The sequence below is a fragment of the Corynebacterium pyruviciproducens ATCC BAA-1742 genome (genome assembly GCF_000411375.1).
In the GTDB taxonomy this organism is placed as follows: Bacteria; Actinomycetota; Actinomycetes; order Mycobacteriales; family Mycobacteriaceae; genus Corynebacterium; species Corynebacterium pyruviciproducens.
Genome location: NZ_KE150446.1, coordinates 1 through 24,157 on the forward strand (window position 1 = coordinate 1; position 24,157 = coordinate 24,157).

The 24,157-nt window shown below is 60.4% G+C and carries 17 protein-coding genes and 3 rRNA genes; 9 read left to right on the plus strand and 11 right to left on the minus strand.

Annotated elements, in window-relative coordinates; translation table 11 throughout:
- Positions 1-52 precede the first annotated feature (52 nt).
- From HMPREF1219_RS00005 to rrf, 3 genes are all read left to right on the plus strand, one after another.
- Positions 53-1,580 (plus strand): 16S ribosomal RNA (locus HMPREF1219_RS00005).
- Between the two features lie 353 nt (positions 1,581-1,933).
- Positions 1,934-5,020: ribosomal RNA gene (locus tag HMPREF1219_RS00010) — 23S ribosomal RNA — on the plus strand.
- Between the two features lie 133 nt (positions 5,021-5,153).
- Positions 5,154-5,270 (plus strand): 5S ribosomal RNA (gene rrf / locus HMPREF1219_RS00015).
- Together the 16S, 23S and 5S rRNA genes form the textbook arrangement of a ribosomal RNA operon.
- A gap of 537 nt (positions 5,271-5,807) precedes the next feature.
- On the opposite strand, the gene HMPREF1219_RS00020 is transcribed toward rrf, so the two are convergent.
- The 8 genes from HMPREF1219_RS00020 to HMPREF1219_RS00055 all read right to left on the minus strand — a co-directional run bounded on the left by HMPREF1219_RS00020 (position 5,808) and on the right by HMPREF1219_RS00055 (position 15,105).
- Positions 5,808-6,101: a DUF2316 family protein gene (locus HMPREF1219_RS00020; RefSeq protein ID WP_016456935.1), complete on the minus strand. Its 294-nt coding sequence runs from the start codon at positions 6,099-6,101 to the stop codon at positions 5,808-5,810.
- 106 nt (positions 6,102-6,207) lie between these two features.
- Positions 6,208-7,224, minus strand: coding sequence for a cation diffusion facilitator family transporter (locus HMPREF1219_RS00025; protein ID WP_016456936.1), 1,017 nt, complete (start codon positions 7,222-7,224; stop codon positions 6,208-6,210).
- A gap of 12 nt (positions 7,225-7,236) precedes the next feature.
- Positions 7,237-7,542 carry a metal-sensitive transcriptional regulator gene (locus HMPREF1219_RS00030; protein ID WP_016456937.1) on the minus strand — a complete coding sequence of 102 codons (306 nt, stop codon included), beginning with the start codon at positions 7,540-7,542 and terminating at the stop codon, positions 7,237-7,239.
- Positions 7,529-9,799: a heavy metal translocating P-type ATPase gene (locus HMPREF1219_RS00035; protein WP_016456938.1), complete on the minus strand. Its 2,271-nt coding sequence runs from the start codon at positions 9,797-9,799 to the stop codon at positions 7,529-7,531. The genes HMPREF1219_RS00030 and HMPREF1219_RS00035 overlap by 14 nt, the downstream gene beginning before the upstream one ends.
- Positions 9,800-9,865: 66 nt before the next feature.
- The gene (locus HMPREF1219_RS00040) at positions 9,866-10,069 is read right to left on the minus strand and encodes a heavy-metal-associated domain-containing protein (protein WP_016456939.1); all 204 of its coding nucleotides are present in this window, start codon (positions 10,067-10,069) and stop codon (positions 9,866-9,868) included.
- A 144-nt stretch (positions 10,070-10,213) separates the two neighbouring features.
- A complete protein-coding gene (locus HMPREF1219_RS00045; protein WP_016456940.1) occupies positions 10,214-10,846 on the minus strand; it encodes a DUF3239 domain-containing protein in 633 nt (210 codons plus the stop codon).
- 3 nt (positions 10,847-10,849) lie between these two features.
- Complete coding sequence (locus tag HMPREF1219_RS00050; protein ID WP_016456941.1) at positions 10,850-12,517, minus strand: DNA repair helicase XPB; 1,668 nt, start codon at positions 12,515-12,517, stop codon at positions 10,850-10,852.
- Positions 12,518-12,666: 149 nt separating this feature from the next.
- Positions 12,667-15,105 carry a helicase-associated domain-containing protein gene (locus tag HMPREF1219_RS00055; protein WP_016456942.1) on the minus strand — a complete coding sequence of 813 codons (2,439 nt, stop codon included), beginning with the start codon at positions 15,103-15,105 and terminating at the stop codon, positions 12,667-12,669.
- Between the two features lie 67 nt (positions 15,106-15,172).
- Between HMPREF1219_RS00055 and HMPREF1219_RS00060 the strand changes: the two genes are divergently transcribed.
- A complete protein-coding gene (locus HMPREF1219_RS00060; RefSeq protein WP_016456943.1) occupies positions 15,173-15,400 on the plus strand; it encodes a hypothetical protein in 228 nt (75 codons plus the stop codon).
- Positions 15,401-15,711: 311 nt separating this feature from the next.
- On the opposite strand, the gene HMPREF1219_RS00065 is transcribed toward HMPREF1219_RS00060, so the two are convergent.
- Complete coding sequence (locus tag HMPREF1219_RS00065) at positions 15,712-16,356, minus strand: resuscitation-promoting factor Rpf1 domain-containing protein (protein ID WP_016456944.1); 645 nt, start codon at positions 16,354-16,356, stop codon at positions 15,712-15,714.
- 674 nt (positions 16,357-17,030) lie between these two features.
- On the opposite strand from HMPREF1219_RS00065, the gene HMPREF1219_RS00070 reads away from it, so the two are divergent.
- Positions 17,031-17,420, plus strand: a complete 390-nt coding sequence (locus HMPREF1219_RS00070; protein WP_016456945.1) for a cold-shock protein — start codon at positions 17,031-17,033, stop codon at positions 17,418-17,420.
- 179 nt (positions 17,421-17,599) lie between these two features.
- On the opposite strand, the gene HMPREF1219_RS00075 is transcribed toward HMPREF1219_RS00070, so the two are convergent.
- Both HMPREF1219_RS00075 and HMPREF1219_RS00080 read right to left on the minus strand, forming a co-directional pair.
- Entirely contained in the window at positions 17,600-18,112 is a 513-nt protein-coding gene (locus HMPREF1219_RS00075; protein WP_016456946.1) for a DUF2771 domain-containing protein, read from the minus strand.
- Positions 18,113-18,130: 18 nt separating this feature from the next.
- On the minus strand, positions 18,131-19,003 hold the full coding sequence (locus HMPREF1219_RS00080) for a glutaminyl-peptide cyclotransferase (protein WP_016456947.1): 873 nt from the start codon (positions 19,001-19,003) through the stop codon (positions 18,131-18,133).
- 58 nt (positions 19,004-19,061) lie between these two features.
- Between HMPREF1219_RS00080 and HMPREF1219_RS00085 the strand changes: the two genes are divergently transcribed.
- The 4 genes from HMPREF1219_RS00085 to HMPREF1219_RS00100 all read left to right on the plus strand — a co-directional run bounded on the left by HMPREF1219_RS00085 (position 19,062) and on the right by HMPREF1219_RS00100 (position 24,104).
- Positions 19,062-19,856, plus strand: coding sequence for a DUF3027 domain-containing protein (locus tag HMPREF1219_RS00085; RefSeq protein WP_016456948.1), 795 nt, complete (start codon positions 19,062-19,064; stop codon positions 19,854-19,856).
- Between the two features lie 301 nt (positions 19,857-20,157).
- Complete coding sequence (locus HMPREF1219_RS00090) at positions 20,158-21,708, plus strand: NCS2 family permease (protein ID WP_016456949.1); 1,551 nt, start codon at positions 20,158-20,160, stop codon at positions 21,706-21,708.
- 10 nt (positions 21,709-21,718) lie between these two features.
- Positions 21,719-22,537, plus strand: coding sequence for a TrmH family RNA methyltransferase (locus HMPREF1219_RS00095; protein ID WP_016456950.1), 819 nt, complete (start codon positions 21,719-21,721; stop codon positions 22,535-22,537).
- Positions 22,538-22,577: 40 nt separating this feature from the next.
- Positions 22,578-24,104, plus strand: a complete 1,527-nt coding sequence (locus HMPREF1219_RS00100; protein WP_016456951.1) for a peptide MFS transporter — start codon at positions 22,578-22,580, stop codon at positions 24,102-24,104.
- Positions 24,105-24,157 lie beyond the last annotated feature (53 nt).

Here is a 24,157-nt window from a genome sequence, read left to right on the forward strand (position 1 = left end):
AAGCACTGTTTTGGTGTTTTGTTGGGTTGGTTTTTTGCTTATTCGACGTTTTTTGTTGGAGAGTTTGATCCTGGCTCAGGATGAACGCTGGCGGCGTGCTTAACACATGCAAGTCGAACGGAAAGGCCCTTGCTTGCAAGGGTGCTCGAGTGGCGAACGGGTGAGTAACACGTAGGTGATCTGCCTTTCACTTCGGGATAAGCTTGGGAAACTGGGTCTAATACCGGATATTCACTATGCCGTGGTTGGTGTGGTGGAAAGCTTTTGCGGTGGGAGATGAGCTTGCGGCCTATCAGCTTGTTGGTGGGGTAATGGCCTACCAAGGCGGCGACGGGTAGCCGGCCTGAGAGGGTGTGCGGCCACATTGGGACTGAGATACGGCCCAGACTCCTACGGGAGGCAGCAGTGGGGAATTTTGCACAATGGGCGGAAGCCTGATGCAGCGACGCCGTGTGGGGGATGAAGGCCTTCGGGTTGTAAACTCCTTTCGTCAGGGACGAAGTTTGTTTGACGGTACCTGGATAAGAAGCACCGGCTAACTACGTGCCAGCAGCCGCGGTAATACGTAGGGTGCGAGCGTTGTCCGGATTTACTGGGCGTAAAGGGCTCGTAGGTGGTGTGTTGCGTCGTCTGTGTAATCCAGGGGCTTAACTTTTGGTTGGCAGGCGATACGGGCATTGCTTGAGTGCTGTAGGGGAGACTGGAATTCCTGGTGTAGCGGTGAAATGCGCAGATATCAGGAGGAACACCGATGGCGAAGGCAGGTCTCTGGGCAGTTACTGACGCTGAGGAGCGAGAGCATGGGTAGCGAACAGGATTAGATACCCTGGTAGTCTATGCTGTAAACGGTGGGCGCTAGGTGTGAGCCTCTTCCACGGGGTTTGTGCCGTAGCTAACGCTTTAAGCGCCCCGCCTGGGGAGTACGGCCGCAAGGCTAAAACTCAAAGGAATTGACGGGGGCCCGCACAAGCGGCGGAGCATGTGGATTAATTCGATGCAACGCGAAGAACCTTACCTGGGCTTGACATAGGCAGGATGGGCGCAGAGATGTGTCGTCCCTTTGTGGTCTGTTTACAGGTGGTGCATGGTTGTCGTCAGCTCGTGTCGTGAGATGTTGGGTTAAGTCCCGCAACGAGCGCAACCCTTGTCTTATGTTGCCAGCACGTTGTGGTGGGGACTCGTGAGAGACTGCCGGGGTTAACTCGGAGGAAGGTGGGGATGACGTCAAATCATCATGCCCCTTATGTCCAGGGCTTCACACATGCTACAATGGTTGGTACAGTGCGTGAGCAACATCGTGAGGTGGAGCTAATCGCTAAAGCCAGTCTCAGTTCGGATTGGGGTCTGCAACTCGACCTCATGAAGTCGGAGTCGCTAGTAATCGCAGATCAGCAGTGCTGCGGTGAATACGTTCCCGGGCCTTGTACACACCGCCCGTCACGTCATGAAAGTTGGTAACACCCGAAGCCCATGGCCTAACCGGTTTTTGCCGGGGGGAGTGGTCGAAGGTGGGATTGGCGATTGGGACGAAGTCGTAACAAGGTAGCCGTACCGGAAGGTGCGGCTGGATCACCTCCTTTCTAAGGAGTTTATTTTTAGTTTTTTGCAATCATTGGCGCTTACGGCTGGTGGTTGTGGGTGTTTGGTGGCCGTGTGTGTTGCCGCACCTTTTTTTAATCCAGTGTGGACGCAAAACGTTTGTTTCATGGATTCGGTACCGTGTTGTGTTGGCGACAAGGCTTGTGAGTGGTGCATTGGCATGCTGTTGGGTGTCTGGGGCAATATGTTTGTTCCTGGTGCCGCCTTGTGTGCACGAAACGTTGTGTTGTTTTGTGTGGGTGGGGTGGTGTGGTGTGTGTGAATTGTATAGTGGACGCGTGTGATTTCTTTTTTTGTTCATGTTTTAGTTTTTTGGCGCCTGATTGTTTGTGTGTTTTGTTTTTTTAGGCACACGGTGGATGCCTGGGCATGGCAAGCTGATGAAGGACGTGGTGGGCTGCGTTAAGCCTCGGGGAGTTGCCGTATGAGCGTTGATCCGAGGGTGTCCGAATGGGGTAACCTAGCTTTCAGTGATGGGAGTTACTGTCTGGTGAATTCATAGTCAGGCAGGAGTGGTCAGGGAAGTGAAACATCTTAGTACCTGGTGTGAGAAGAAAACAATTGTGATTTTGTGAGTAGTGGCGAACGAAAGCGAATTTTTGACTAAACTGCATGCAGCGTTGATGCCTTGGTTGGGGTGTTGTGTGTGGGGTTGTGGGGTCTGCGTGGGTGGTCAACCTTTTGCCACCAGTGGCTGTGCGCGTGTAGCGGAAGTGGTGTGGAATCGCCTGCCGGAGTGGGTGAGAGTCCCGTACGTGAAATGTGTGTGTGGCTGTGTGCGTGGTGTCCCCGAGTAGCAGTGGGCTCGTGGAATCTGCTGTGAATCTGCCGGGACCGTCCGGTAAGTCTGATTTCTTGCCAATGACCGATAGTGGATTAGTACCGTGAGGGAATGGTGAAAAGTACCCCGGGAGGGGAGTGAAATAGTTCCTGAAACCGTGTGTTGACAATCCGTCAGAGCCTTTTTGTGGGCGATGGCGTGCCTTTTGAAGAATGAGCCTGCGAGTCAGCGGCATGTCGCTTGTAGTTAACCCTTTGTTGGGGGTAGCTGGAGGGAAACCGAATCCTAAGTAGGGTGTTGGTGGCATGTTCTGGACCCGAAGCGGGGTGATCTACCCATGGCCAGTGTGAAGCAAGGGTAAGACTTTGTGGAGGCGCGAACCCACGTAGGTTGAAAACTGCGGGGATGAGTTGTGGGTAGGGGTGAAAGGCCAATCAAACTCCGTGATAGCTGGTTCTCCCCGAAATGCATTTAGGTGCAGCGTTATAGTAGTGCTGTGGAGGTAGAGCTACTGGTTGATTGAGCGGGATTTTGTCTTAGTGACGTCAGCCAAACTCCGAATGCCGCATGTATGTTCTATGGCAGTGAGACTGCGGGGGATAAGCTTCGTAGTCGAGAGGGAAACAGCCCAGATCGCCGGTTAAGGCCCCTAAGGGTGTGCTAAGTGGAAAAGGATGTGTAATCGCGATGACAGCCAGGAGGTTGGCTTAGAAGCAGCCATCCTTGAAAGAGTGCGTAATAGCTCACTGGTTTAGTGGTTGTGCGCCGACAATGTAGTGGGGCTGAAGTACACCGCCGAAACCGCGGCAAGGATAATTTTTTTGTTTTTGGGTAGGGGAGCGTCGTGCATGGTGTGAAGCAGGCTGGTGACGGTTTGTGGATGTGTGTGCGAGTGAGAATGCAGGCATGAGTAGCGAATGGTAGGTGAAAATCCTACCCGCCGGATGACTAAGGGTTCCTGGGTGAAGCTGGTCTTCCCAGGGTGAGTCGGGACCTAAGGCGAGGCCGACAGGCGTAGTCGATGGATAACCAGTTGATATTCTGGTACCCGCGTTTGTGCGACAAGTGGTGAATCATTGATACTAACCACTTCCATGTGCTTCCAATAGCAGGATTTTGTTCTGCTGGTTGTGTGTGGTGGTGGGACCTGAGGTGGTAGTAGCCAAGTGATGGGGTGACACAGTAGGGTAGCCGCGCCACTGAGTGGATTGTGGTGTAAGCGTGTGGCACGATGGTTTGTTAAATGCGACTGTCATATGTGTGAGGCGTGATGCGTAGCCCTTTTAAGGGTGATGGTGGTGATCCTGTGCTGTCGAGAAAAGCCTCTAGCGAGTGCAAGTGTGGCCCGTACCCTAAACCGACACAGGTGGTCAGGTTGAGAATACTAAGGCGAACGGGTGAACTATGGTTAAGGAATTCGGCAAAATGCCCCCGTAACTTCGGGAGAAGGGGGACCCATGACCGTTGCTGACAGCATTTTGGCGGTTGTGGGGCGCAGAGAATAGAGGGAAGCGACTGTTTACCAAAAACATAGGTCTGTGCGAAGAAGGTTAATTCGATGTATACGGACTGACGCCTGCCCGGTGCTGGAAGGTTAAGAGGACCTGTTAGATCATTTTTTGGTCGAAGCGGAGAATTTAAGCCCCAGTAAACGGCGGTGGTAACTATAACCATCCTAAGGTAGCGAAATTCCTTGTCGGGTAAGTTCCGACCTGCACGAATGGCGTAACGACTTCTCTGCTGTCTCGACCATAGGCCCGGTGAAATTGCAGTACGAGTAAAGATGCTCGTTTCGCGCGGCAGGACGAAAAGACCCCGGGACCTTCACTATAGCTTGGTATTGGTGTTCGGTTCGGTTTGTGTAGCATAGGTGGGAGACGTTGAGGCGCACACGCTAGTGTGTGTGGAGTCGGAAGGTGAAATACCACTCTGATCGGATTGGATGTCTAACTTCGGGCCATGATCTGGTTTCAAGGACAGTGCCTGGTGGGTAGTTTAACTGGGGCGGTTGCCTCCCAAAGTGTAACGGAGGCGCCCAAAGGTTCCCTCAGCCTGGTTGGCAATCAGGTGGAAGAGTGTAAGTGCATAAGGGAGCTTGACTGTGAGACGGACATGTCGAGCAGGTACGAAAGTAGGGACTAGTGATCCGGCACCGATGTACGGAAGTGGTGTCGCTCAACGGATAAAAGGTACCCCGGGGATAACAGGCTGATCTTCCCCAAGAGTTCATATCGACGGGATGGTTTGGCACCTCGATGTCGGCTCGTCGCATCCTGGGGCTGGAGTAGGTCCCAAGGGTTGGGCTGTTCGCCCATTAAAGCGGCACGCGAGCTGGGTTCAGAACGTCGTGAGACAGTTCGGTCTCTATCCGCCGCGCGCGTAAAGGAAACTTGAGAAAGGCTGTCCCTAGTACGAGAGGACCGGGATGGACGTACCTCTAGTGTGCCAGCTGTCACGCCAGTGGCAGGGCTGGTTGGCTACGTACGGGAAGGATAACCGCTGAAAGCATCTAAGCGGGAAGCCTGTTTCAAGATAAGGTTTCCATGAGGTTCCCCACAGACGATGGGGTTGATAGGCCAGAATTGGACGCACCGCAAGGTGTGAAGGTGACTGGTACTAATAACCAATATAAACAACCACGCAAACAAAAGCCGCAAAACTAAAAAACACAAACACACACGTTGTCCACTATGCAATATCAGACACACCACACACACGCACAAACATGCGCGAGCACCAAAACCCAAGAAGTGAACAAGCCCTGAACAAACGTGTCGGTGGCGATAGCGGTTGGGAAACGCCCGGACCCATTCCGAACCCGGAAGCTAAGCCAACCCACGCCGATGGTACTGCACCCGGGAGGATGTGGGAGAGTAGGACACCGCCGACCACAAACAAAATACGGAGGCCACCAACAATCAAAGTTGGTGGCCTCCTTTTGCATTGTTTGGTGAAATTCGATTCTGGTGCCGCAGATCCGAGAGTATTTAGGACAGAGGATCAAAATTGAAGAATGACTACCTCTACGAGGCCGTTACAAGAATCGGCTTTGAAGGGGACCTGCCAGCTTGTGAATCGAACGGTTTCGTGAGCATGGTTTGCTATCTGAGCGCTGGAGAGGCTGTCTGTCAGCGGAGTAGATAGTCTGTACAACGCGACCCGTGCGGGGAGCTCACCTCTTAGTGTTACGGCTTGCTCCAGGAGTTTAAGAGATAGCTCAATGATGCTTTGTTAATTGATCGCTGGTGCTTCCCACTGACTGGTATCTCTAAGTGCCGGGTTTGATCCTACGTTTGCGCTATGGCTTTGGCCCGTGCATCCGCACGCGGATAATGCGGTTGCAAGCCGCGCTGCACCGGTGCGGCGCAGGGGCTGGAGACGGTGGCGGTGTGGCTCTTTCAACTGCAGCGTTTCATTGAATCGTCGGCTACCAGGGCCTGCGGTAGCCGAACCACATCTCTGCGGAAGAGCGCTTGTCCTCGGAGAGCACGGTGAAAGGAACGGGGGTTTTCCCGGCATCGATCACGGCCTGTTCCAACACGTCGCGGACGAGCCAGCAATCGGCGGGATCGTAGGTGCGGACGACGCTAAGAGCAGCCTCCAGGCGGTCGGTGCTGAACCCCGTGCGGTCGGCCAGTTCCTCCAGCGTGAGACCGGAAAGCTCGAAGTTGGCGTTGAGCTCTCTGGAATTTTGCTTCTTTTGAAGTCTGTTCAGACTCATAGCGTCCAATAGTAGCTCTCTTCGGGGTACACAAAGGCCCCGTTCGCATAAGGCGAACGGGGCTTCATGTGTTTAGGCGCTGAACAGGGCCCAGCCGTAGCAGGTGCTAGTCGCAGACCATCTCGTGGTTGATGTGCGCGGGGCGCTCGAGCTGGATGGTGGAATGTTCGATACCGAACTCGCGCAGGGCAGCCTGCACGGCGTCGAGAACGTCGCAGTCCGTGTGGACGGATTCGGCAACAACGATGTGGCACGTGGCCAGCGGGTCGTTGCCGTCGGTAGTCCACACGTGGAGATCGTGTGCCGCCTGGACGTGGGGGAGCGCCTCGAGGGTCTCCATGATCTCTTCTGCGTCAATGTCCTTGGGCACGCGGTTGAGAAGAACGGAAACGGAATCTTTGAGCAGTCCCAGTGCACGGGGAAGCACCATGGCTGCGATGATGAGCGACGCGATGGAGTCGGCGTGCGTCCAGCCGGTGAACCGGATGATGATGCCGGCGATGATGACGGCGACGGAGCCTAGCAGATCGGACAACACGTGGAGGTAGGCGCCCTTCATGTTGAGCGAATCGTTTTGCCTCTTCATCAGGATGAGTGCACCAATCCCGTTGGCCAGGAGGCCAATGATGGCGATGATGAGCATCATGCCGGTCTGGATCTCGTAATCGGCACCGAACCTCTTGATCGCGTTGTACACGATGCTCGCAACCACGCCAGTCACTACGAGGGCGTTAATCATCGCGGCGATGACTTCCACCCGACGGTAGCCGTACGTCGCCCGCGGTGTGGCCGCCTTGCGCCCGATAAACAGGGCGGTCATAGCGATGAGCATGCCCGTGGAATCCGACAGCATGTGCATGGCGTCGGAGAGCAGTGCCAGGGACCCCGAGATGAGGCCACCGATGACCTGGGCGACGAAGATTGTCGCGGTCATGGAGAAGGTGACGAGCAGTGCCTTGAGGGAGCCCTTAAATTCATGATTGTGGTCATGCCCGTGTCCGTGTCCATGGTCGTGACCGTGCGCATGAGAATGGTTGTGGTCTACGTCGTGCTCATGAGAGTGGTCACGGCTGTCTGCATGCCCATGGCTTTGCCCATGGGCATGAGCCTGTGTATCAGTCATTGCGAAAAATTCCTAGCGTGCAAAACGGGAGATGGCGTCGGAGACTTCCTTGAATTTCACGTCAGCGGCCTCGTCGCCCTCGATGACGGCGTTCTTCACGCAGTGGCGCATGTGATCGTCGAGAAGCTGGAGCCCAACCCCCTTGAGTGCGGAACTGACGGCGCTCACCTGGGTGAGGATGTCGATGCAGTACTGATCCTCGTCGATCATCCGCTGAATGCCACGCACCTGCCCCTCAATCCGCTTGAGGCGGGCGAGGTAGCGCTGCTTGTCCTGGATATAGCCGTAGTGATCGTGGTCGCAATTATCGTGATTCATGGGGAGTCCTTTCAAAGGTGCGCAGGCGCAGCGAGTTCGTGACAACGAAGACGGACGAGAACGCCATCGCGATGCCGGCGAGCATGGGGTTCAAGAACCCGATCGCGGCGATGGGGATGAGCAAAACGTTGTAAATAAACGCCCAGAATAGGTTCCCCTTGATAGTGCCGAGGGTCTTGCGCGAGAGCCGGATGGCGTCCACCGCGGAGATGAGGTCGCTGTTCATGAGGGTGATATCCGAGGCCTCAATGGCGACGTCCGTGCCGGCGCCCATGGCGAGCCCGAGGTCGGCCTGGGCGAGCGCAGCAGCATCGTTCACGCCGTCGCCCACCATGGCCACGTTCTTGCCCTCGTTTTGCAGGTGCTCCACGTGGTGGACCTTGTCCTGGGGTAGCACGCCGGCGATGACGTTGGCGGGGTCGATGCCCACCTCGGCGGCCGTGGCGCGTGCCGCGGCCTCGTTGTCGCCCGTGAGCAGCCAGGGGGTCAGCCCCAGTTCCTTCAGTTTGGCGATGGCCGTGGCCGAGGTCTCCTTGACGGTGTCCCGCACGGCGATGATGCCCGCGGCGGTTCCGTCGACGGAGACGACGACGGCTGTTGCGCCGTCACGCTGGGCGGTGGTGAAGGCCCCCGCCAGCTCACCGAGGTCTCCCTGTAGCTTGCCGACGTTCACCCGCCGTCCTTCGACGGTCGCCTGGACACCGACGCCCGGCTCGTTGGAGAAATCGTCCACGGACGGGAGCTCACCGGCCTCGGCGGCGTTCGTGGCGATGGCCTGGGCGATGGGGTGCTCGGAGGCATGCTCCACCGCGCCGGAGAGGCGCAGGATCTCCGCCTCGGAGTAGGGGGCGATGGCGGTGATGCCGTGCACTGACATGGTTCCCGAGGTCACGGTGCCGGTCTTGTCCAGCACGATGGTGTCCACCTTTTTGGTGGATTCCAGCACCTCCGGCCCCTTAATCAGGAGCCCGAGCTGCGCGCCACGGCCGGTTCCCACGAGCAGTGCCGTCGGCGTTGCGAGCCCGAGCGCGCAGGGGCAGGCGATGATGAGAACGGCGACGGCCGCGGTGAACGCCGGGGCAAGCCCGGAGCCCGCAAGCAAGTGGCCGATGAGGGTGATGAGCGAGACACCGATCACCACGGGAACGAACACCTGTGCAATCTTGTCCACCAGGCGCTGCACCGGGGCCTTCTTGGCCTGCGCGTCGGTGACGAGCTGCGCCATCTGCGCGAGCGTGGTGTCCGCGCCGGTGCGCGTGACCTTAACCAACAGGCGACCCGTCGTGTTGATGGTCGCGCCGGTGACGCTGTCGCCTTCGGTCACCTCTACCGGCACTGATTCGCCGGTGAGCATGGATTCGTCGATGGCCGAGGCACCCTCGGTAACAACACCATCGGTGGCGATCTTTTCGCCCGGGCGGACGACGAAGATATCGCCGGGGACGAGCGAGTCAATGCTGACGCGCTCTTCCTTTCCGTTGCGGATCACGGAGGCATCCTTGGCCCCCATGGTGAGCAGCGCGCGCAGGGCCTCGGAGGAGCGCCCCTTGGCGCGGGTCTCAAACCAGCGGCCGAGCAGCAGGAAGGCGATGACCACGGCGACGGATTCGAGGTAGATCTCGTCCATCGTCGAATCGGATGCGAAGAGGTGCATCTCCATCTTCATGCCGGGCATTCCCGCGTTGCCGATGAAGAGGGCCCACAGTGACCACAGGTAGGCGGCGGTGGTGCCCATGGAGATGAGCGTGTCCATGGTGAACGCGCCGTGCTTGAGGTTGGTGATGGTTGCCTTGTGGAAGGGGGCGCCGCCGACGAAGTACACAAGCGTGGACATCGTGAGAACGGCCCACTGCCAGTTGGTGAACTGCAGGGCCGGGATCATGGAGAGAAGCATGACCGGGACGGCGAGGATGGCGGAGATGATGAGCCGCCGCTTGAGTTCGTCGGCCTCCTGGTCGCGTGCCGCATCGATCTGGCTCACGTTGGACGTGCTTGCATCCTCGTCGCCGGAGGAGGCCCCCATCTCAAATGCGCCGTAGCCGGTGTCTTCCACCGCCTGAATGAGATCGGCTGGGGAGAGCTTGTCCGGGTCGTAGGCAACCGAGGCGGACTCGGTGGCAAAGTTGACGGTTGCTTCCACTCCGTCGAGCTTGTTCAGCTTGCGCTCCACGCGGGACGAGCACGAGGTACACGTCATCCCGGTGACGCCGAGATCCACGTGGAGGAGCTCCACGGGTGGCTGTTGGGTTTGAGTCATGGGGGACCTTTCCTTGAAAGTCAAAGCGTGCCCCGCGGAGCGGGGCACGGCTGGTTCATCAAAGAGTTACTTGACGAGGGTGTAGCCGGCTTCTTCGACGGCTGCCGCAACGTCGTCCACGGAAACGTTGTCGCCGGTGACCGTCACGTTCTTGGCCTCCACATTGGCCTCGACGCTGGTGACGCCCTCGATGGCGCCAACTTCCTTCTCCACTGCCATCTTGCAGTGGCCACAGGTCATGCCCTCGACGGAGTACGTGGTGGTGGTCATAATGCACAATCCTTTCGGTTGTTCTTTTAGGTACCACTTAAACCTATACCCCCTATGGGTATGTGTCAAGGTGTGAAAAAGCCACCGGCGGAATGCCGGTGGCTCAATGGCTCATGACGAGGTGACGCACTCAGTGGCGGGACCCTAGAGGGTGACCAAGTTGTCCCTGCGGGCCTTTACCTCCGCCAAACGCGACCGTTGAGAGGCCAGGCGCCGCCACTGGTTGGCCGGAATCTGCTGCGCTGCCTCGTCGATGACGTGCTTATCAGGCGTACCCCAAGCGATCGGCATGGGAGTGACTTCGGCGCGAAGCTCCTGGCTGGTGAGGCCACGGCGGCCGCCCACCGCGACGGACGGCACGCGCTCGCCCACGCGAATGGTGTGCCCGGGAAGCCCGAACACAACCCGGGTGGTCAGCGCCCAGATCGGCGTGGCCTCCGGGTTGACCGACCGGTTTACCAGCGCAAGGAGGGTGATGTCCTTGCCGTTGACCTCCGCGATGATGGCGGGGCAGAGCGGAAACTGATCAAAGAGCTCCTGGGGTGTCCCCATCTTCTTTGGCAGCGTGAATCCCATGAAGATGCTGATGATTCCCATGATGGCGAGCCCTGCAGCCATGAGGTATCCCACCTGGCCCTGGTACACGCGGGTGATGATGAAGGCGAAGACGAACAACACCGCCGCGAAGATGAACGCGGCAGTCCCGATCCGGCTGGAATCGCGGTACAGCTCGTTGTGCTTCTTGTTGTGCTCAGCGTCGACGGTGAACGAAAACACGGCTTAGTTCTTCTCCTCCAGTAGATGCACATCATCGGCATCGATCAGGCGGTAGGCATAGCCCTGCTCCGCCAGGAATCGCTGCCTGTGTGCGGCGTAGTTTGCATCTAGCGTATCGCGAGTGACGATGGTGTAAAACGTCGCGGTCCCCCCGTCCGCCTTGGGGCGCAGCAGGCGGCCGAGGCGTTGTGCCTCCTCCTGCCTGGACCCGAAGGTGCCCGAGACCTGGATGGCGACGGAAGCCTCCGGCAGGTCGATGGAGAAGTTTGCCACCTTGCTCACCACGAGGGTAGTGATTTCGCCGGCGCGGAACTTGTCAAAGAGCTCCTGGCGCTTCTTGGTGGAGGTCTTGCCCTCGATGACGGGGGCTCCGATCGCCTCACCGATCTCTTCCAGCTGGTCAATGTAGGCCCCGATGATGAGGGTCGGCTCGTCCTTGTGCATCTCGACGAGTTGTTTGAGCACTCTCATCTTGCCGGAGGCGTTGGTGGCTAGCCTGTAGCGGTCGGCGGCCTCGGCGGTGGCGTACACCATCCGCTCGGATTCCGTCATCGTGACGCGCACCTCGATGCACTCGGCGGCGGCGATGAAGCCCTGGGATTCCAGGTCCTTCCACGGCGCGTCGTAGCGCTTCGGGCCGATGAGACTGAACACATCGCCCTCGCGGCCGTCCTCACGGATGAGTGTGGCCGTAAGGCCCAGGCGGCGGCGTGACTGGAGGTCGGAGGTCATGCGGAACACGGGGGCGGGCAAGAGGTGCACCTCGTCGTAGATGATGAGGCCCCAATCGCGCGAATCGAACAGCTCGAGCGCGCGGTACTCGCCCTTCGTCTTCCTCGTGACCACCTGGTAGGTGGCGATGGTGACCGGGCGGATCTCCTTCTTCTCGCCGGAGTACTCGCCGATCTCGTCTTCGGTGAGAGTTGTGCGGCGCAGCAGCTCGTCGCGCCACTGGCGGCCCGCCACCGTGTTGGTTACGAGGATGAGTGTGGTGGTCTTGAGCTTCGCCATGGCGGCCGCGCCGACGATGGTCTTGCCTGCGCCACACGGCAGGACGACGACTCCGGAGCCACCGGCGAGGAAGGAATCGCAGGCGTAGCGCTGGTAATCGCGCAGCTCCCAATCGCCGTGTTCTGTTGAAAGATCGATCGGGTGCGCCTCGCCGTCGACGTAGCCGGCGAGGTCCTCGGCAGGCCAGCCCACTTTGAGCAGCTCCTGTTTGAGCCGACCGCGCTCGGACGGGTGGACCACGATGGAGTGATCGTCGATCTGCTCGCCCAGCATCCCCTTGAGCTTCTTGTGGCGCGACAGCTCCGTGAGGATCGGCTTCTCATCGGATTCCAAAAGGAGGCCGTGGATGGGGGATTTGGTGAGCCGCACGCGCCCGTACCGCGACATCGTCTCAGCGATATCGATGAGCAGGGACTGCGGGGGCGGGAACTTGGAGAACCTGTCCAGCACGTCGACCACCTGCTCGGCATCGTGGCCGGCCGCGCGGGCGTTCCACAGCGCGAGCGTGGTGATGCGGTAGGTGTGGACGTGCTCGGGAGCGCGTTCCAGCTCAGCAAACGGTGCCAGCGCCGCGCGGGCCTCGTCGGCCTGCGGGTGGTCCACCTCGAGCAGAACAGTCTTGTCGGACTGTACGATGAGCGGCCCATCTCCAAAACCCATAGCTTTCCTTCCATGCCGATTTTCTGTCGTGACTCTAAACAACCCATCCTAGTCGCGGAATTATTCCATCGGCGCGCCGCGCATTCGCCTTTAAACCGTGGTTGATTGCGCCGCTGCGAGAAGAAACCAGTAGTAGTGGTTATCCCAACTTATTCGTCGGTAAAGACCTCCGTGATCCGGTGAAGCAGGAAGCGGCGGATCTTGCCCGAGGCGACATCGAGGGCATCGAGCTGACCGCCGGTGACCGTCAGCGGCTTGATCACCCGGTGGCTGGCAATGCCACTCTTGTCCACAGAACCGATGGTCACCGTCGCGCCACCGCGCGCGGCGTGGGACACCGCCGCAAGGATCTCGTGCGAATCTGTGATCGCGGTGCCGATGCGGGCGCGCCGTTCGGCGGAGTTGGTGGATCTGATGGCGGTGACAGCCGCCTCGATGTCAGAATCAGAAAGCGCGTTTCTGCGCGGCTTCATGCTGGCCGGGCTCGCGTCACGGGCGCGCGTACTCACCGAGGGGGCGACCCTCGTGGCACGGGGTTTGAGGTTGATGCTGGCACCGGTCGCGTCCTCGGCGACGGGGTGGAACCCCGCCTTGCGCAGTGCCTCGATCACCTTGATCAGTGGCGCCTGCGCGATCGCCACCGTGGGGGCGATGATGCGCAGGCCCACGGACTCGGCGTCTGCGGTCCGACACGCGTTGATGAGGAGGGCCTCGTCGTCGCACCGCAGGTAGCTTTCCGCGGGGCCGCCGCGCAGCGTGCCGTGGCGTCGGGCCACGTCTTTCACGATGAAAGCGATGCTCTCCGGGGTGCCCCCGGCGACGTGTTCGTCGAGGAATGACAGCATGCGGGAGGCGGACATACCGGCATCGAGCGCGCGACGAATCGTGCCCTCGGTGACTCGATAGACGGCGGCGAGCCCCGGCGACTCGACGTCGGCAAGCAAAGACAGGGTGGCCCCGAGCTCGCGAGAGACCGGTCCGGGGGCGAGGATCGTGTTATCCCCCTGCGCGATGAGCGTGGTAGTCAGCTCCGGGGTGAGTGCTGCGGTGGCCCTTTCAAGGGGGCCACCGGCGGGGGTGCCGTCTGCGGAGGAGTTTGGGGCACCGGCGTGCGGGGGCAGCGTGCTTTCATAAAGGGACCTCACGAGCGACGAGGGCGTGAGTGCCTCGCCTGCCCCAGCGGTGGTGAGACCCAGCCACTGAAGCTCATCGAGGATGCCGTCGAACGTCTCGGTCCTCACGCGACGGCTCGTGATCGGGTTGTGGAAGACGTAGAGACGAGCAATATCGGTGCGAGTGACCGGAGCGGGCGCAGCGGTGGAGTCCGACCCGGCAGGGGACGCAGGGGGAGTTGAGAGGATCGCGAGGAGGTCCGCCTTGATCGCCGGAAGAAGCCCGATGGCGACGGAAGGGGAGAGCAGGTGAGTGGGCTTTCCCTTGGTATCCGGGGTTCCCACCTTCCAGCTGGCAAGGTGCGAGCCGACCCAGGCGCGCAGCAGCTCAGCCCACCGGACGCTGAGTGGTTGGCTGAGGAAAGCGTCGGCGGCGGGGGTAGGTGCCACGTAGTCTCCGCCGTCGTCGTCCTCGGGGAGCGGATCGGGAACCCCGCGGGCGACAATTCCCGCGGAGTAGGCGAGGGAGACCACCCGGGCGAGCGTCTGCTGTTCAACCTTCAGCTCCTCGCACAGGCGATTTTCCACCCGTACCCCCAGAGCACCCTGCTTGAGAGTGGAGGCGGGGGTGACGGACAGCGCGGCAATGAGCTCCTCTACCTGGCGTACAACGTCAAGCCCCTGCGCGGTGGCGGTGGCATCGAGGCTACTGCTGGTTGGAGCTACTTTCTGCGCCACGACATCAAGGCGCGGCGGGAACAACGGGATCGGGACGGGCAGGGTGCCGGTGAGAAGCGCCTTGGTGGGCGCCGAGAGCCGGACAGTGCGCTCGTCCACTCGGTCGAGCAGCCCGGATGTGATGAGACGCGGGATGGGGCGGGCGGGATCGGCATCGCAGGCCGCGTCTTTTGTGCGACCGGAACCACCGGCGGAGAGAAGAGTGCGAAGAATCTTCTTCTGCGGGGCGGAGAGCTGCTCGAGGCGGTCGCTCACCTCCGCTCTTGTGAGGCGAGTCGATTGAGACAGAACGCGGAAACCGTGGGGGAGGGCGTTGACTACCTCGGGGGAGAGGAGGAAACCGTCGCTTGTGCCGTAGATGAGGGCGTAGGACAGGAGAGTATCGAGGGCGCGTGTGATGGCAGCGTCGATGCGAGATGATTCCTCTTCCCGTGCCCCCGAACCGAGTGACTCGTGGAACTTTTCCACCACATCGGGGTAGGCACAAGGGTTGAATTCTGCGCGGCATTCGACAGCCGCCTCGAGCGTGGCGAGCTCGGTCGCAGTGAGGTGGGAGAGCGCCCGGGACACCGACTCCCTCACGTGAAGTCTGGCCGCTAGTGAACGGAAACTAGGTGGCAGTGGCAGTGCTGTGTCCGGCCTGTGCCGCAGTATGGTGGCCAGCTCGGAGTCCGATCTGGCGGCGAGCCAGTCCACAAACCGTAGTTGCGGAGCAGTATCGTTCGTGCGAGGAGTCATAACACCAACACATTCTACCGTGGTTATGTGTGTGACTTTTCGGGTGGAAATTTGGAACAATGATCATATGGCTAAGACTGTGAAGAAGGCGGACCGCCAGACTAAGGCTGTTAAGCCCGCCAAGAAGGGTTATGTAGATCCAGGCTGGGGTAATCACACCCCGGGGCAACACCCGGTGACTGAGATCCTCGCCACCGTCAACGGTGCGATGAGCCCGTTTGGTAACGAGACGGATTTCCCGCGTCCGTACCAGGAGACCGGGTACGTCCACCCCGTGACCAACATCAACCACTAGTAGCTTTCACGCGCTAGCGCGCCCCGCCGATCGCCCCCGTGTGACACGGTCCAGGGGCGCTTTGGTGTGCCTGCATATTGCCACAGGTGTGCGAGGCCATGAGGGGTGTAGGTGGTTACTGCATGGCCCAATGGGGGAAGCGGCCTCACCTGTGGGCCCCTCGCGAGGATCACTGTGCTGGTGTGGCTAGTTGACGTTTTCCTCCCCCGTTTCCTGTCACCTCACCGTGGGGTGGGGTGACGCAAAGGGCTGCCTTCCGTGTCCTCAGTGGACGGGAGGCAGCCCAATTTTTTGCGAAGAAATGCTCTACACTACTGAGCGTTCTTTACAGCGGCGCTCACCTGCGGGAGGTTAGCGTCGATGAACTCGGCGTTAGCAGAGTAGAAGTTCTGGATGTCCTGGCGGTGGAAATCGTATGCACCGTGAACCTCGGCGGGAACCTGGATGCCCACGGAGGCGAGGCGGTTGACCAGAAGGTTGAAGAGGATATCGACGGGCAGCTTCTCGTCGGAGGAGGACTCTGCAACTGCCTCGATGACGTTCTCGGTGGATTCCAGAGCCGAGGACTCGTTCGAGGGGGTGTTGCGAGGCGTCGGAGCCGAGTTGAGCCCGAGGCGTGCGGAGCACGCAGGCCATGCGCCCCAACCCTGGGAGGCGAGAACGCGCTCAGCAACAACGATCTGCTGCTCGCGGGTGGCCTGGTAGGCGTAGGGGGCGAACTCGCGGCCACCGTTAGCGTTCCAGGTGCTGGGGCTGAACTGGAGGCCACCGTGGTAGCCGTTGCCCGTGTTGATGGACCAGTTGCCACCGGCCTCGCACTGTGCGAGGCGGTCCCAGTCCGAATCCGGTGCGGCGTTCGCGATCGGGGTGGAGATTGTGGTTGCTGCAGCAACGGCGGTGGCGGAGGCTGCAATCTTTGCGAAGGTGTTCTTCTTCGGCGCGGCGTGTCGTGCCATCTGAATTAGTATCCTTTCAAGATCAATTGGTAGTGAAGGTGCGAGCCACTCTCACGCGCACGCAATATGTTAAGGCGGTGCGGCAAGCAGTTGGTCTGTTCCCTTTGGGGACGCGATGTCCTTTTTCAGTTTCCTGGTGCTCTGGCTCATGCACCTTGTACCCATCGCGCATCACTCGTGGCGACCACGGTGTCCGCGATGCATGAGCACAAATATAACGCAACGGTAACGAAAGCGTTACTTTTTAGGTGTTGTTGGCCTCTTTTGCCGCCTGGATCGGCCACATAAAATACGCTGACTAGCGAAGAACCAGTTATTGTGTGATTGGTCACAAAATACGAGATTTTCCCCTCAAAGGCCTACTTTCACGGTGCCGAGTGCCGCGTGTATCCGTTCGCTGCACACCGTGCCGTTCGCTGCACACCGGGACCGACGTGGGAATGGATAGCGGATTGTGAACGTTACCTGTAATGTAAGGTCTTCGCGCAACGTGAAGGCGCGTGTATAGTTAAGCGGACTATAGGTAGTTAAGACTGCAGATAAAATAGCCTGGAAAGAGCGCCGGAAAGCGTCCTTATTTATATATGTAGCCAGAAATTTCGCGCAGCCGGGGCGTGCTGTGCGGCGATGACAAGCGTGTGAGAAAAACCCTGTAAGAAAGGTGGTTGACAACCATGCCGATCGGCAAAGTGAAGTGGTACGACCCGGATAAGGGATTCGGGTTTGCCTCCAACCCTGGGCAGGAGGACGTCCACATTTCTAAATCTGTCCTTCCCGAGGGCGTGGAGACGCTTCACCCTGGGCAGAGGATCGAGTTTGATTTCGCGGCAAGCGGTCGCGGCCCGCAGATCCTTAGGATGCGGCTTGTCGATCCGCCGCGTAAACCCCGCAAGCCGGAGCACAAGTACACGGCGGAGCAGCTCAACTCCATCGTGGGTGATCTCATGACACTCCTGGAGGATAGCGTCCAGCCGCACCTGCAAAATGGTCGCTGGCCCGACCGTAAGGCCGGCCGCCAGGTGGCGGAGATCCTCCGCGTAGTGGCCAAGGAACTGGATAAGTAAAACCCACGGTCGCCTCTCATCAGGTAGGGGTGGCCCGAGGGAAAGAAAACTTTCCCCTGAACACAACTCTGCTCCCCACCAGTTGGACCGAGAAATCGGATTCGAACTGATGGGGAGCAGCGTAGTTTCCGGGGTTTCCAACCCCCGCAATTGGCGGAGGACACGAGGGGCAGGCTGAGCTAGGCCTCGTCGTCGGCCATCGACCAGGTGACCACCACGGGTGTTTCTTCCTTGCCGTCCCGCTGCACCTGCATGGAGCTCACCTCCACAACCATGAGCTTCGCCGTGTCCTTTGTCGCAGGGATCTCAACCTCGTTGGGGTCCGTTGAGCGGAAGTAGTGTTCGTCGTTCTTGGCGGGATCATCGTAGATGGCCAGGAGTGACCAATCGTGGTCGCTCACATCCTCCGGCACAGTCACGGTGATCTTCTCAGCGGAACTGAAATCGGTGGTGAACACGGTGCCGTCGCAGTCCTCGCCACTGGCGCCGATCTCACACACCGCGTACGGGGCGACCTCGGTGGCGGTGCTGTCAATGGTGAGTGTGGTGCGAAGCGATGCCGGATCCACATAGCTTTGGTGATCCCGTACTGCGCTGACACCCAAAATAACGCCGAGAACCACGGCCACAGCGACGATGAACAGCCCCGCCATGAGAGCGACGTTCTTAATTGAATTCTTCCTTCTCGCCATGGTTACGCATTCTACTTGCTAGGCAGGAACGAATCGCACCTCGTACAGGGTGGGCCACATTTTTCCGGAGAGGTAAAAATGATCGGTTTCAGGAATGTGCGCGATTCCGTTGAGCACCGCGTTGGGGTCACTCGCCCCCTCCGGGCGCAGCTCGGAGGCGTCGATAAGCCCAGTAACCTCGCCCGTAGCGGGGTCGATCCGGACGATCTCGTCGGTGAGGAAAATGTTGGCGTAGAGGCTACCGTCGGGCGCGCAGGACAGCTCGTTGAGCTTTGTTACCGGGCTGCCACCTGCGGTGACGGCAACGGTGCGCCGCAAGGCGAACGTCTGCGGATCGCGCTCCTGAAGGGTAGCCGTCCCGTCACTCATGTACATGGATTGCGCCTGGCCGTCCCCCTCAAAGGAACACAGGCCCCAGCCCTCGCCGGGATAGGAGACAGTTTCCTTCACTGCGAGCGTAGCGGCGTCCAGGCGGAACGCCGTGTTCTCCTTCCACGTCAGCATCCACACATCGGAGCCGACGCGCGTGAAGCCCTCGCCGAAATACTGGTCCGCCAACCGATGGCTTTCCTGCACCTGTCCATCGAGCGTGCGCCTGTAGATGCCGCTTTGCCGGTACATGCCGTGGGAGATGAGGAGAGTTCCGTCCTCATTCACCTCCAAGCCCTGGGTAAAAGTGGACGGGTCAAAAAACAGTTGGTTGAGAACCTCCACGCGGAGCCGGGGAATAGACGCCGCCTTATCCGCCGACGAGTTCGACAGGGCCGCCGACGCCGTGGACACGGAGCTTCCCACAGAGGACCCGGGGGCGGGGAACTCATCAACGGGGGTGCACCCCACAATCGCGAAAGAGCAGATAAGTGACGTTAATACGTGGAAGAACCGACCCATGTGCACTATTGTGCCAGCAATGCTGAATAATAGGGGTGTGACAAGAAGGAAAGAAAACTTGAGACGTGCGACAACCCGTGGGGGGAATTCGGTTCGCAACGCGCGCCGCGCCGGGGACACGGTGGCGAGAGGGAACACACAAACCGACAATCCGCTTGTCAGCAGTATCGCCGAATCTATCGCCCGCCACGCGGCAGAAGACATGAACGAAGGCCACGTGGGCATCCACATCGGCGCCGAATGCCTTGACGAGGAGACGGCCATCCACCGCTTCGCCGCAGATGTACCCGGCTACCGCGGCTGGGAATGGAACGTGGTCATCGCCGTCGCCCACGGCTCCCGTTACGTCACCGTCAACGAGGTGAGCCTCATGCCTGGCCGGGATGCGCTGCGGGCACCACGGTGGGTGCCGTACGCGGAACGGGTCCAGCCCGGCGACCTCACCCCGGGCGGGCAGCTTCCCCCCGAGGAGAATGACCCCCGCCTCACCGACGCCGGGAAGGGACTCCACTTCACGGCGGTGCAGCCACGTCGCGGCAAGTCCACCAAGAGTAAGGACATCACGCGCCGGGGCTTGGACGAGTCCCTGTCCCGCTGGCGTGGCGGTGCCTACGGGCCCACCTCGGAATTCGCTGAAAAGGCCGCGCTTACATGCACCACCTGTGCCTTCTACCTGCCGCTCGACCCGGAGGTGAGCGCCAACTTCGGGGTGTGTGCCAACGAATACTCCGCCGACGGCCACGTGGTGCACTCGGCTTTCGGCTGCGGTGCGCACTCGGATACACCGCCCAAGGAGACCTTGGGGCAGCGCCTCGCGTCGCCGTACGACGACGAAAAAGAAATTCGGCTGTAGCCTCCACTGCCGTGTCGGATGGAGCGCCGGGGGAGGACGCGGGCGCATTTTGTGTTCGGCTGGGTGCCGTCCTACATTTACCTTGGGCTGCGGTTTCTTCACGGTGCCCGGTGGACCTCGTGACTTCCAGTGCGTTCGCATGGGGTGAATAGCACCGGTGACGTGACGCATCCGGCCCGGCACCACCCCGCAAAAGCGAAGAACACCTGTGAAGGGCGCTTCTTTGTGCCTTTAGGAATGCTGCGTGGTGGTGTCGTCGCTCACGCGAATAAGTACTCACACGGATCGGACACGAAAATTCATGGAAAACGGCACACACACCGATAACAAACGCACGGACCCGCAGCGGCAACGCACGGACCCGACGCGGCAACGCACGGACCCGACGCGGCAACGCACGGACCCGCAGCGACGGGTCGGGCGCCTTGATAGCTTCTTCCACATCACGGAGCGCGGCTCCACCGTCATCACGGAGATGCGCGCCGGGTTGGTGAGCTTCTTCGCCATGGCGTACATCGTCATTTTGAACCCGCTCATCCTGGGCACCACCGAGGACTTCACCGGGCGTGCACTCGGCATCCCCCAGGTCGCGGCCGTGACGGCGCTCGCCGCGGGGGTCATGACCATCCTCTTCGGCATCTTTGCCAAGTACCCGTTCGGCATCGCCACAGGCCTGGGAATCAACACCATGGTCGCCGTCACGTTCGTCGCCAGCGAGGGGCTGAGCTGGGAAGAAGCGATGGGGCTCGTGGTCATCGACGGTGTCATCATCGTCATCCTGGGGCTCACCGGCTTCCGCACCGCCGTGTTCCTCGCTATCCCCCGCTCCCTCAAAGCGGCCATGAGCGTGGGTATCGGTTTGTTCATCACCATGATTGGGCTTGTCGACGCCGGGTTCGTCCGTCGTGTTCCGGACGCCGCCGGGACCACCGTCCCCGTCGGTCTCGGTATTGATGGATCGATCGCCAGCTGGCCCACCCTTACCTTCGTCATCGGGCTCATCATTTGTGGCCTGCTCGTCGCCCGCAACGTGCCGGGCGGCCTGTTCATCGGTGTCGTAGTCAACACCATCATCGCCATGATCATCGAGGCCCTCACCGGCGCCGGCCCCAGCTTTGTCGACGGCAAACCCAACCCCGCGGGCTGGAACCTCGCTGTGCCGGAGCTTCCCTCGTCCATCGGTGGCATCCCAGACCTCTCACTGGTGGGAAGCGTGGACCCCTTCGGCGCGTTCGCCCGCATCGGCGCACTGACCGCGTCCCTCCTCGTGTTCTCCCTCGTGCTGGCGAACTTCTTCGACGCCATGGGCACGATGACCGCACTGGGCAAGCAGGCGGGTCTCACGGACGAAAACGATATTCTCCCGGGCATGAAGCAAGCCCTCGTGGTGGAGGGCTGCGGTGCCATCATCGGCGGTGCCGCCAGCTCCTCGTCCAACACGGTGTTCGTGGATTCCGCCGCCGGTATCGCCGACGGTGCCCGCACAGGCCTTGCCAACATCGTCACAGGTGGACTCTTCCTGGCCGCAATGTTCCTCACCCCGCTGTACGAAGTCGTGCCCATCGAAGCGGCCGCCCCCGTCCTCGTCATCGTGGGCTGCATGATGATGGGGCAGGTGAAGGATATCGATTTCACCGACTTCGCTATCGCCCTGCCGTCGTTCCTCATGATGATCGTCATGCCGTTCACCTACTCCATCACCAATGGCATCGGCGTGGGCTTCGTGTCCTACGCCGCGATGATGCTGCTGTCCGGCCGGGCGCGCAAGGTGCACTGGCTCATCTGGCTCATCGCTGCCCTATTCCTCGTCTACTTCGGTATGGATCCGATCATGAACGCGGTTCACGGGTAGGTTGAAGCACATGACCACTGTGATTCGCATCGATGACCCGGCCGATCCGCGCCTGGACGATTACCGGGATCTCAACCACTCGGACACCCGCCCCGACCTCCCCGGAGGCAAGGGGCTCGTCATCGCCGAGGGATCCCTCGTCATCCCGCGCCTCGTACAGTCCCGCTTCCCGGTGCGCAGCATCGTCGGGTTCGAACCCAAGCTCAGCGGGTTGCTTGAGACGCTGGGTGAGGTCGACGTACCGGTCTATGAGGTAACCCGCGAGGTGCTTGCGAAGGTGGCCGGCTTTGATATGCACCGTGGCCTCGTCGCTGCTGCGGATCGCGCGCCGGAAATGACCGTTGACGAGGTCATCGCCGGGGCTTCCACACTGTGCATCCTCGAGGGCGTGGGTGACCACGAAAACATTGGCTCCATTTTCCGCAACGCCGCGGGGCTCGGCGTGGATGGCGTGCTCTTTGGTGCCAGCTGCGCCGATCCGCTGTACCGGCGCGTGGTCCGCGTCTCCATGGGACATGTGCTGCGACTGCCGTTCGCCCACATGGAGGGCAAGACCACCAACTGGCAACACGGTCTCGCCAGGCTCCAGGAGGCCGGGTTCCAGGTCATTGCTCTTACCCCCAACCCCACGGCGGCGAACCTCCAGGACGTTATCGATCCAACGAGGAAGACGGCCATCCTCGTCGGTGCCGAAGGACCTGGGCTGACGGAACACGCGATGCGCGCCACCGACGTGCGGGCGCGGATCCCCATGCAGCCAGGGACCGATTCCCTCAACGTGGCGACCGCAGCGGCGATTGGGTTTTACGAGGCCCTGCGCCACCATTAATAGCACCTCATGTGTAGGACATCAGACCAACGGGGGTACTATGCCCCCTATGTCAAACCTCACAAATGAGCAAGAAGACGTCGCCACCCAAGACGTGACAGACGCCACGGCGGGCGCGACAGAAGAAAAAACGTTCTTCGGGCAGCCACGTGGCCTCGCCAACCTCTTCGGTGTCGAGATGTGGGAGCGCTTCTCCTTCTACGGCATGCAGGCGATCGTCATCTACTACATGTACTACGAGGTGACTCGTGGTGGCCTCGGAATGGACCAGGCCGCGGCCGCCTCCATCATGGGCGCCTACGGTGGGTTGGTCTACCTTGCCTGCCTCGCAGCGGCGCTTGTTGCCGACCGAATGCTCGGCTCCGAGCGCACCCTGTTCTACTCCGCCGTCCTGGTGATGTGTGGCCACATCGCCCTGGCACTGGTGCCGGGGTACGCGGGGCTGGCGCTGGGGCTCGTCCTCATCGCTGTGGGTTCCGGTGGCGTGAAAACCAATGCGTCGGTGGTGCTCGGCCAGCTGTACAGCCGTAACGACCCGCGTCGCGATGCCGGGTTCACCATCTTCTACATGGGCGTCAACATCGGTGGCCTGCTCGGCCCCGCCCTCACCTCTTTCGTATGGGGCTGGCGAGGCTTCCACTGGGGCTTTGGCCTCGCTGCTATCGGCATGTTCTTCGGTCTTGCGCAGTACACGCTGATGAGGAAGGAAACCATTAAGGGCGCCGGCCAGGAGACCCCGAACCCGCTGCCCGCCAAGGCTTACCCGGTGTGGCTCGGCGGGGCTGCCGTGGTGGTCGCTATCTGCGTGTGGCTCGTGGTATCGGGAATTGTCAAGGTTGTGTGGCTGTCCAACATCGTGACCGTCGTGGCGCTTTTCTCCGCCATCGGCCTGTGGTGCCAGATGTACTTCTCCAAGCTGACCACCAAGAAGGAGAAGAGCCGCCTCGTGGGCTTCATCCCCATGTTCATCTCCGGCGTGCTGTTCTTTGCCATCTTCCAGCAGCAATTCACCGTGCTGGCGTTCTACTCCGAGTCGCGTTTGAACCGCGTGGTGTTCGGCTACGAGATTCCGCCCTCACTTGTGCAGCTCATCAACCCGCTGTTCATTTGTGCTTTCTCCGGTGTGTTCGCCACGATGTGGACGCGGCTGGGCAACCGTCAGTGGTCTGTACCTGTGAAGTTCGGTGTGGCAAACGTCATCATCGGCCTTTCGCTGCTTTTCTTCATTCCGTTCTCCGGTGGCGCGGACAACACCACGCCTCTGTGGGCACTCGTGTGGATCCTCTTCCTCTTCACCGTGGGTGAGCTGCTCCTGTCCCCGGTGGGTAACTCGTTGGCCACAAAGGTCGCGCCTGAGGCGTTCCCGTCACGGTCCATGGCCATGTGGATGATGGCCCTGGCGATGGGTACAGCGTTGGCAGGCAGCCTGGCTGCCTACTACGACCCGACGAGCGCAGCCTCTGAGAACACGTTCTTCACCACGCTGGCAGTGATCCTCGTCATCCTGGGCATCGTGATGTTCGCGCTGAAGAACTGGATCCTGAAGAAGTTCGTGGATATCCGGTAACCCGCGTTAGCCGCCAGGTGCAACGTACGTGGGGCGTAATACCTCATGTGGGG

Coding starts and splice junctions, on each gene's coding strand:
- HMPREF1219_RS00020 (WP_016456935.1), bottom strand. CDS start 6,101: ATGAGTCTGAACAGACTTCAAAAGAAGCAAAATTCCAGAGAGCTCAAC.
- HMPREF1219_RS00025 (WP_016456936.1), bottom strand. CDS start 7,224: ATGACTGATACACAGGCTCATGCCCATGGGCAAAGCCATGGGCATGCA.
- HMPREF1219_RS00030 (WP_016456937.1), bottom strand. CDS start 7,542: ATGAATCACGATAATTGCGACCACGATCACTACGGCTATATCCAGGAC.
- HMPREF1219_RS00035 (WP_016456938.1), bottom strand. CDS start 9,799: ATGACTCAAACCCAACAGCCACCCGTGGAGCTCCTCCACGTGGATCTC.
- HMPREF1219_RS00040 (WP_016456939.1), bottom strand. CDS start 10,069: ATGACCACCACCACGTACTCCGTCGAGGGCATGACCTGTGGCCACTGC.
- HMPREF1219_RS00050 (WP_016456941.1), bottom strand. CDS start 12,517: ATGGGTTTTGGAGATGGGCCGCTCATCGTACAGTCCGACAAGACTGTT.
- HMPREF1219_RS00055 (WP_016456942.1), bottom strand. CDS start 15,105: ATGACTCCTCGCACGAACGATACTGCTCCGCAACTACGGTTTGTGGAC.
- HMPREF1219_RS00060 (WP_016456943.1), top strand. CDS start 15,173: ATGGCTAAGACTGTGAAGAAGGCGGACCGCCAGACTAAGGCTGTTAAG.
- HMPREF1219_RS00065 (WP_016456944.1), bottom strand. CDS start 16,356: ATGGCACGACACGCCGCGCCGAAGAAGAACACCTTCGCAAAGATTGCA.
- HMPREF1219_RS00070 (WP_016456945.1), top strand. CDS start 17,031: ATGCCGATCGGCAAAGTGAAGTGGTACGACCCGGATAAGGGATTCGGG.
- HMPREF1219_RS00075 (WP_016456946.1), bottom strand. CDS start 18,112: ATGGCGAGAAGGAAGAATTCAATTAAGAACGTCGCTCTCATGGCGGGG.
- HMPREF1219_RS00080 (WP_016456947.1), bottom strand. CDS start 19,003: ATGGGTCGGTTCTTCCACGTATTAACGTCACTTATCTGCTCTTTCGCG.
- HMPREF1219_RS00090 (WP_016456949.1), top strand. CDS start 20,158: ATGGAAAACGGCACACACACCGATAACAAACGCACGGACCCGCAGCGG.
- HMPREF1219_RS00095 (WP_016456950.1), top strand. CDS start 21,719: ATGACCACTGTGATTCGCATCGATGACCCGGCCGATCCGCGCCTGGAC.
- HMPREF1219_RS00100 (WP_016456951.1), top strand. CDS start 22,578: ATGCCCCCTATGTCAAACCTCACAAATGAGCAAGAAGACGTCGCCACC.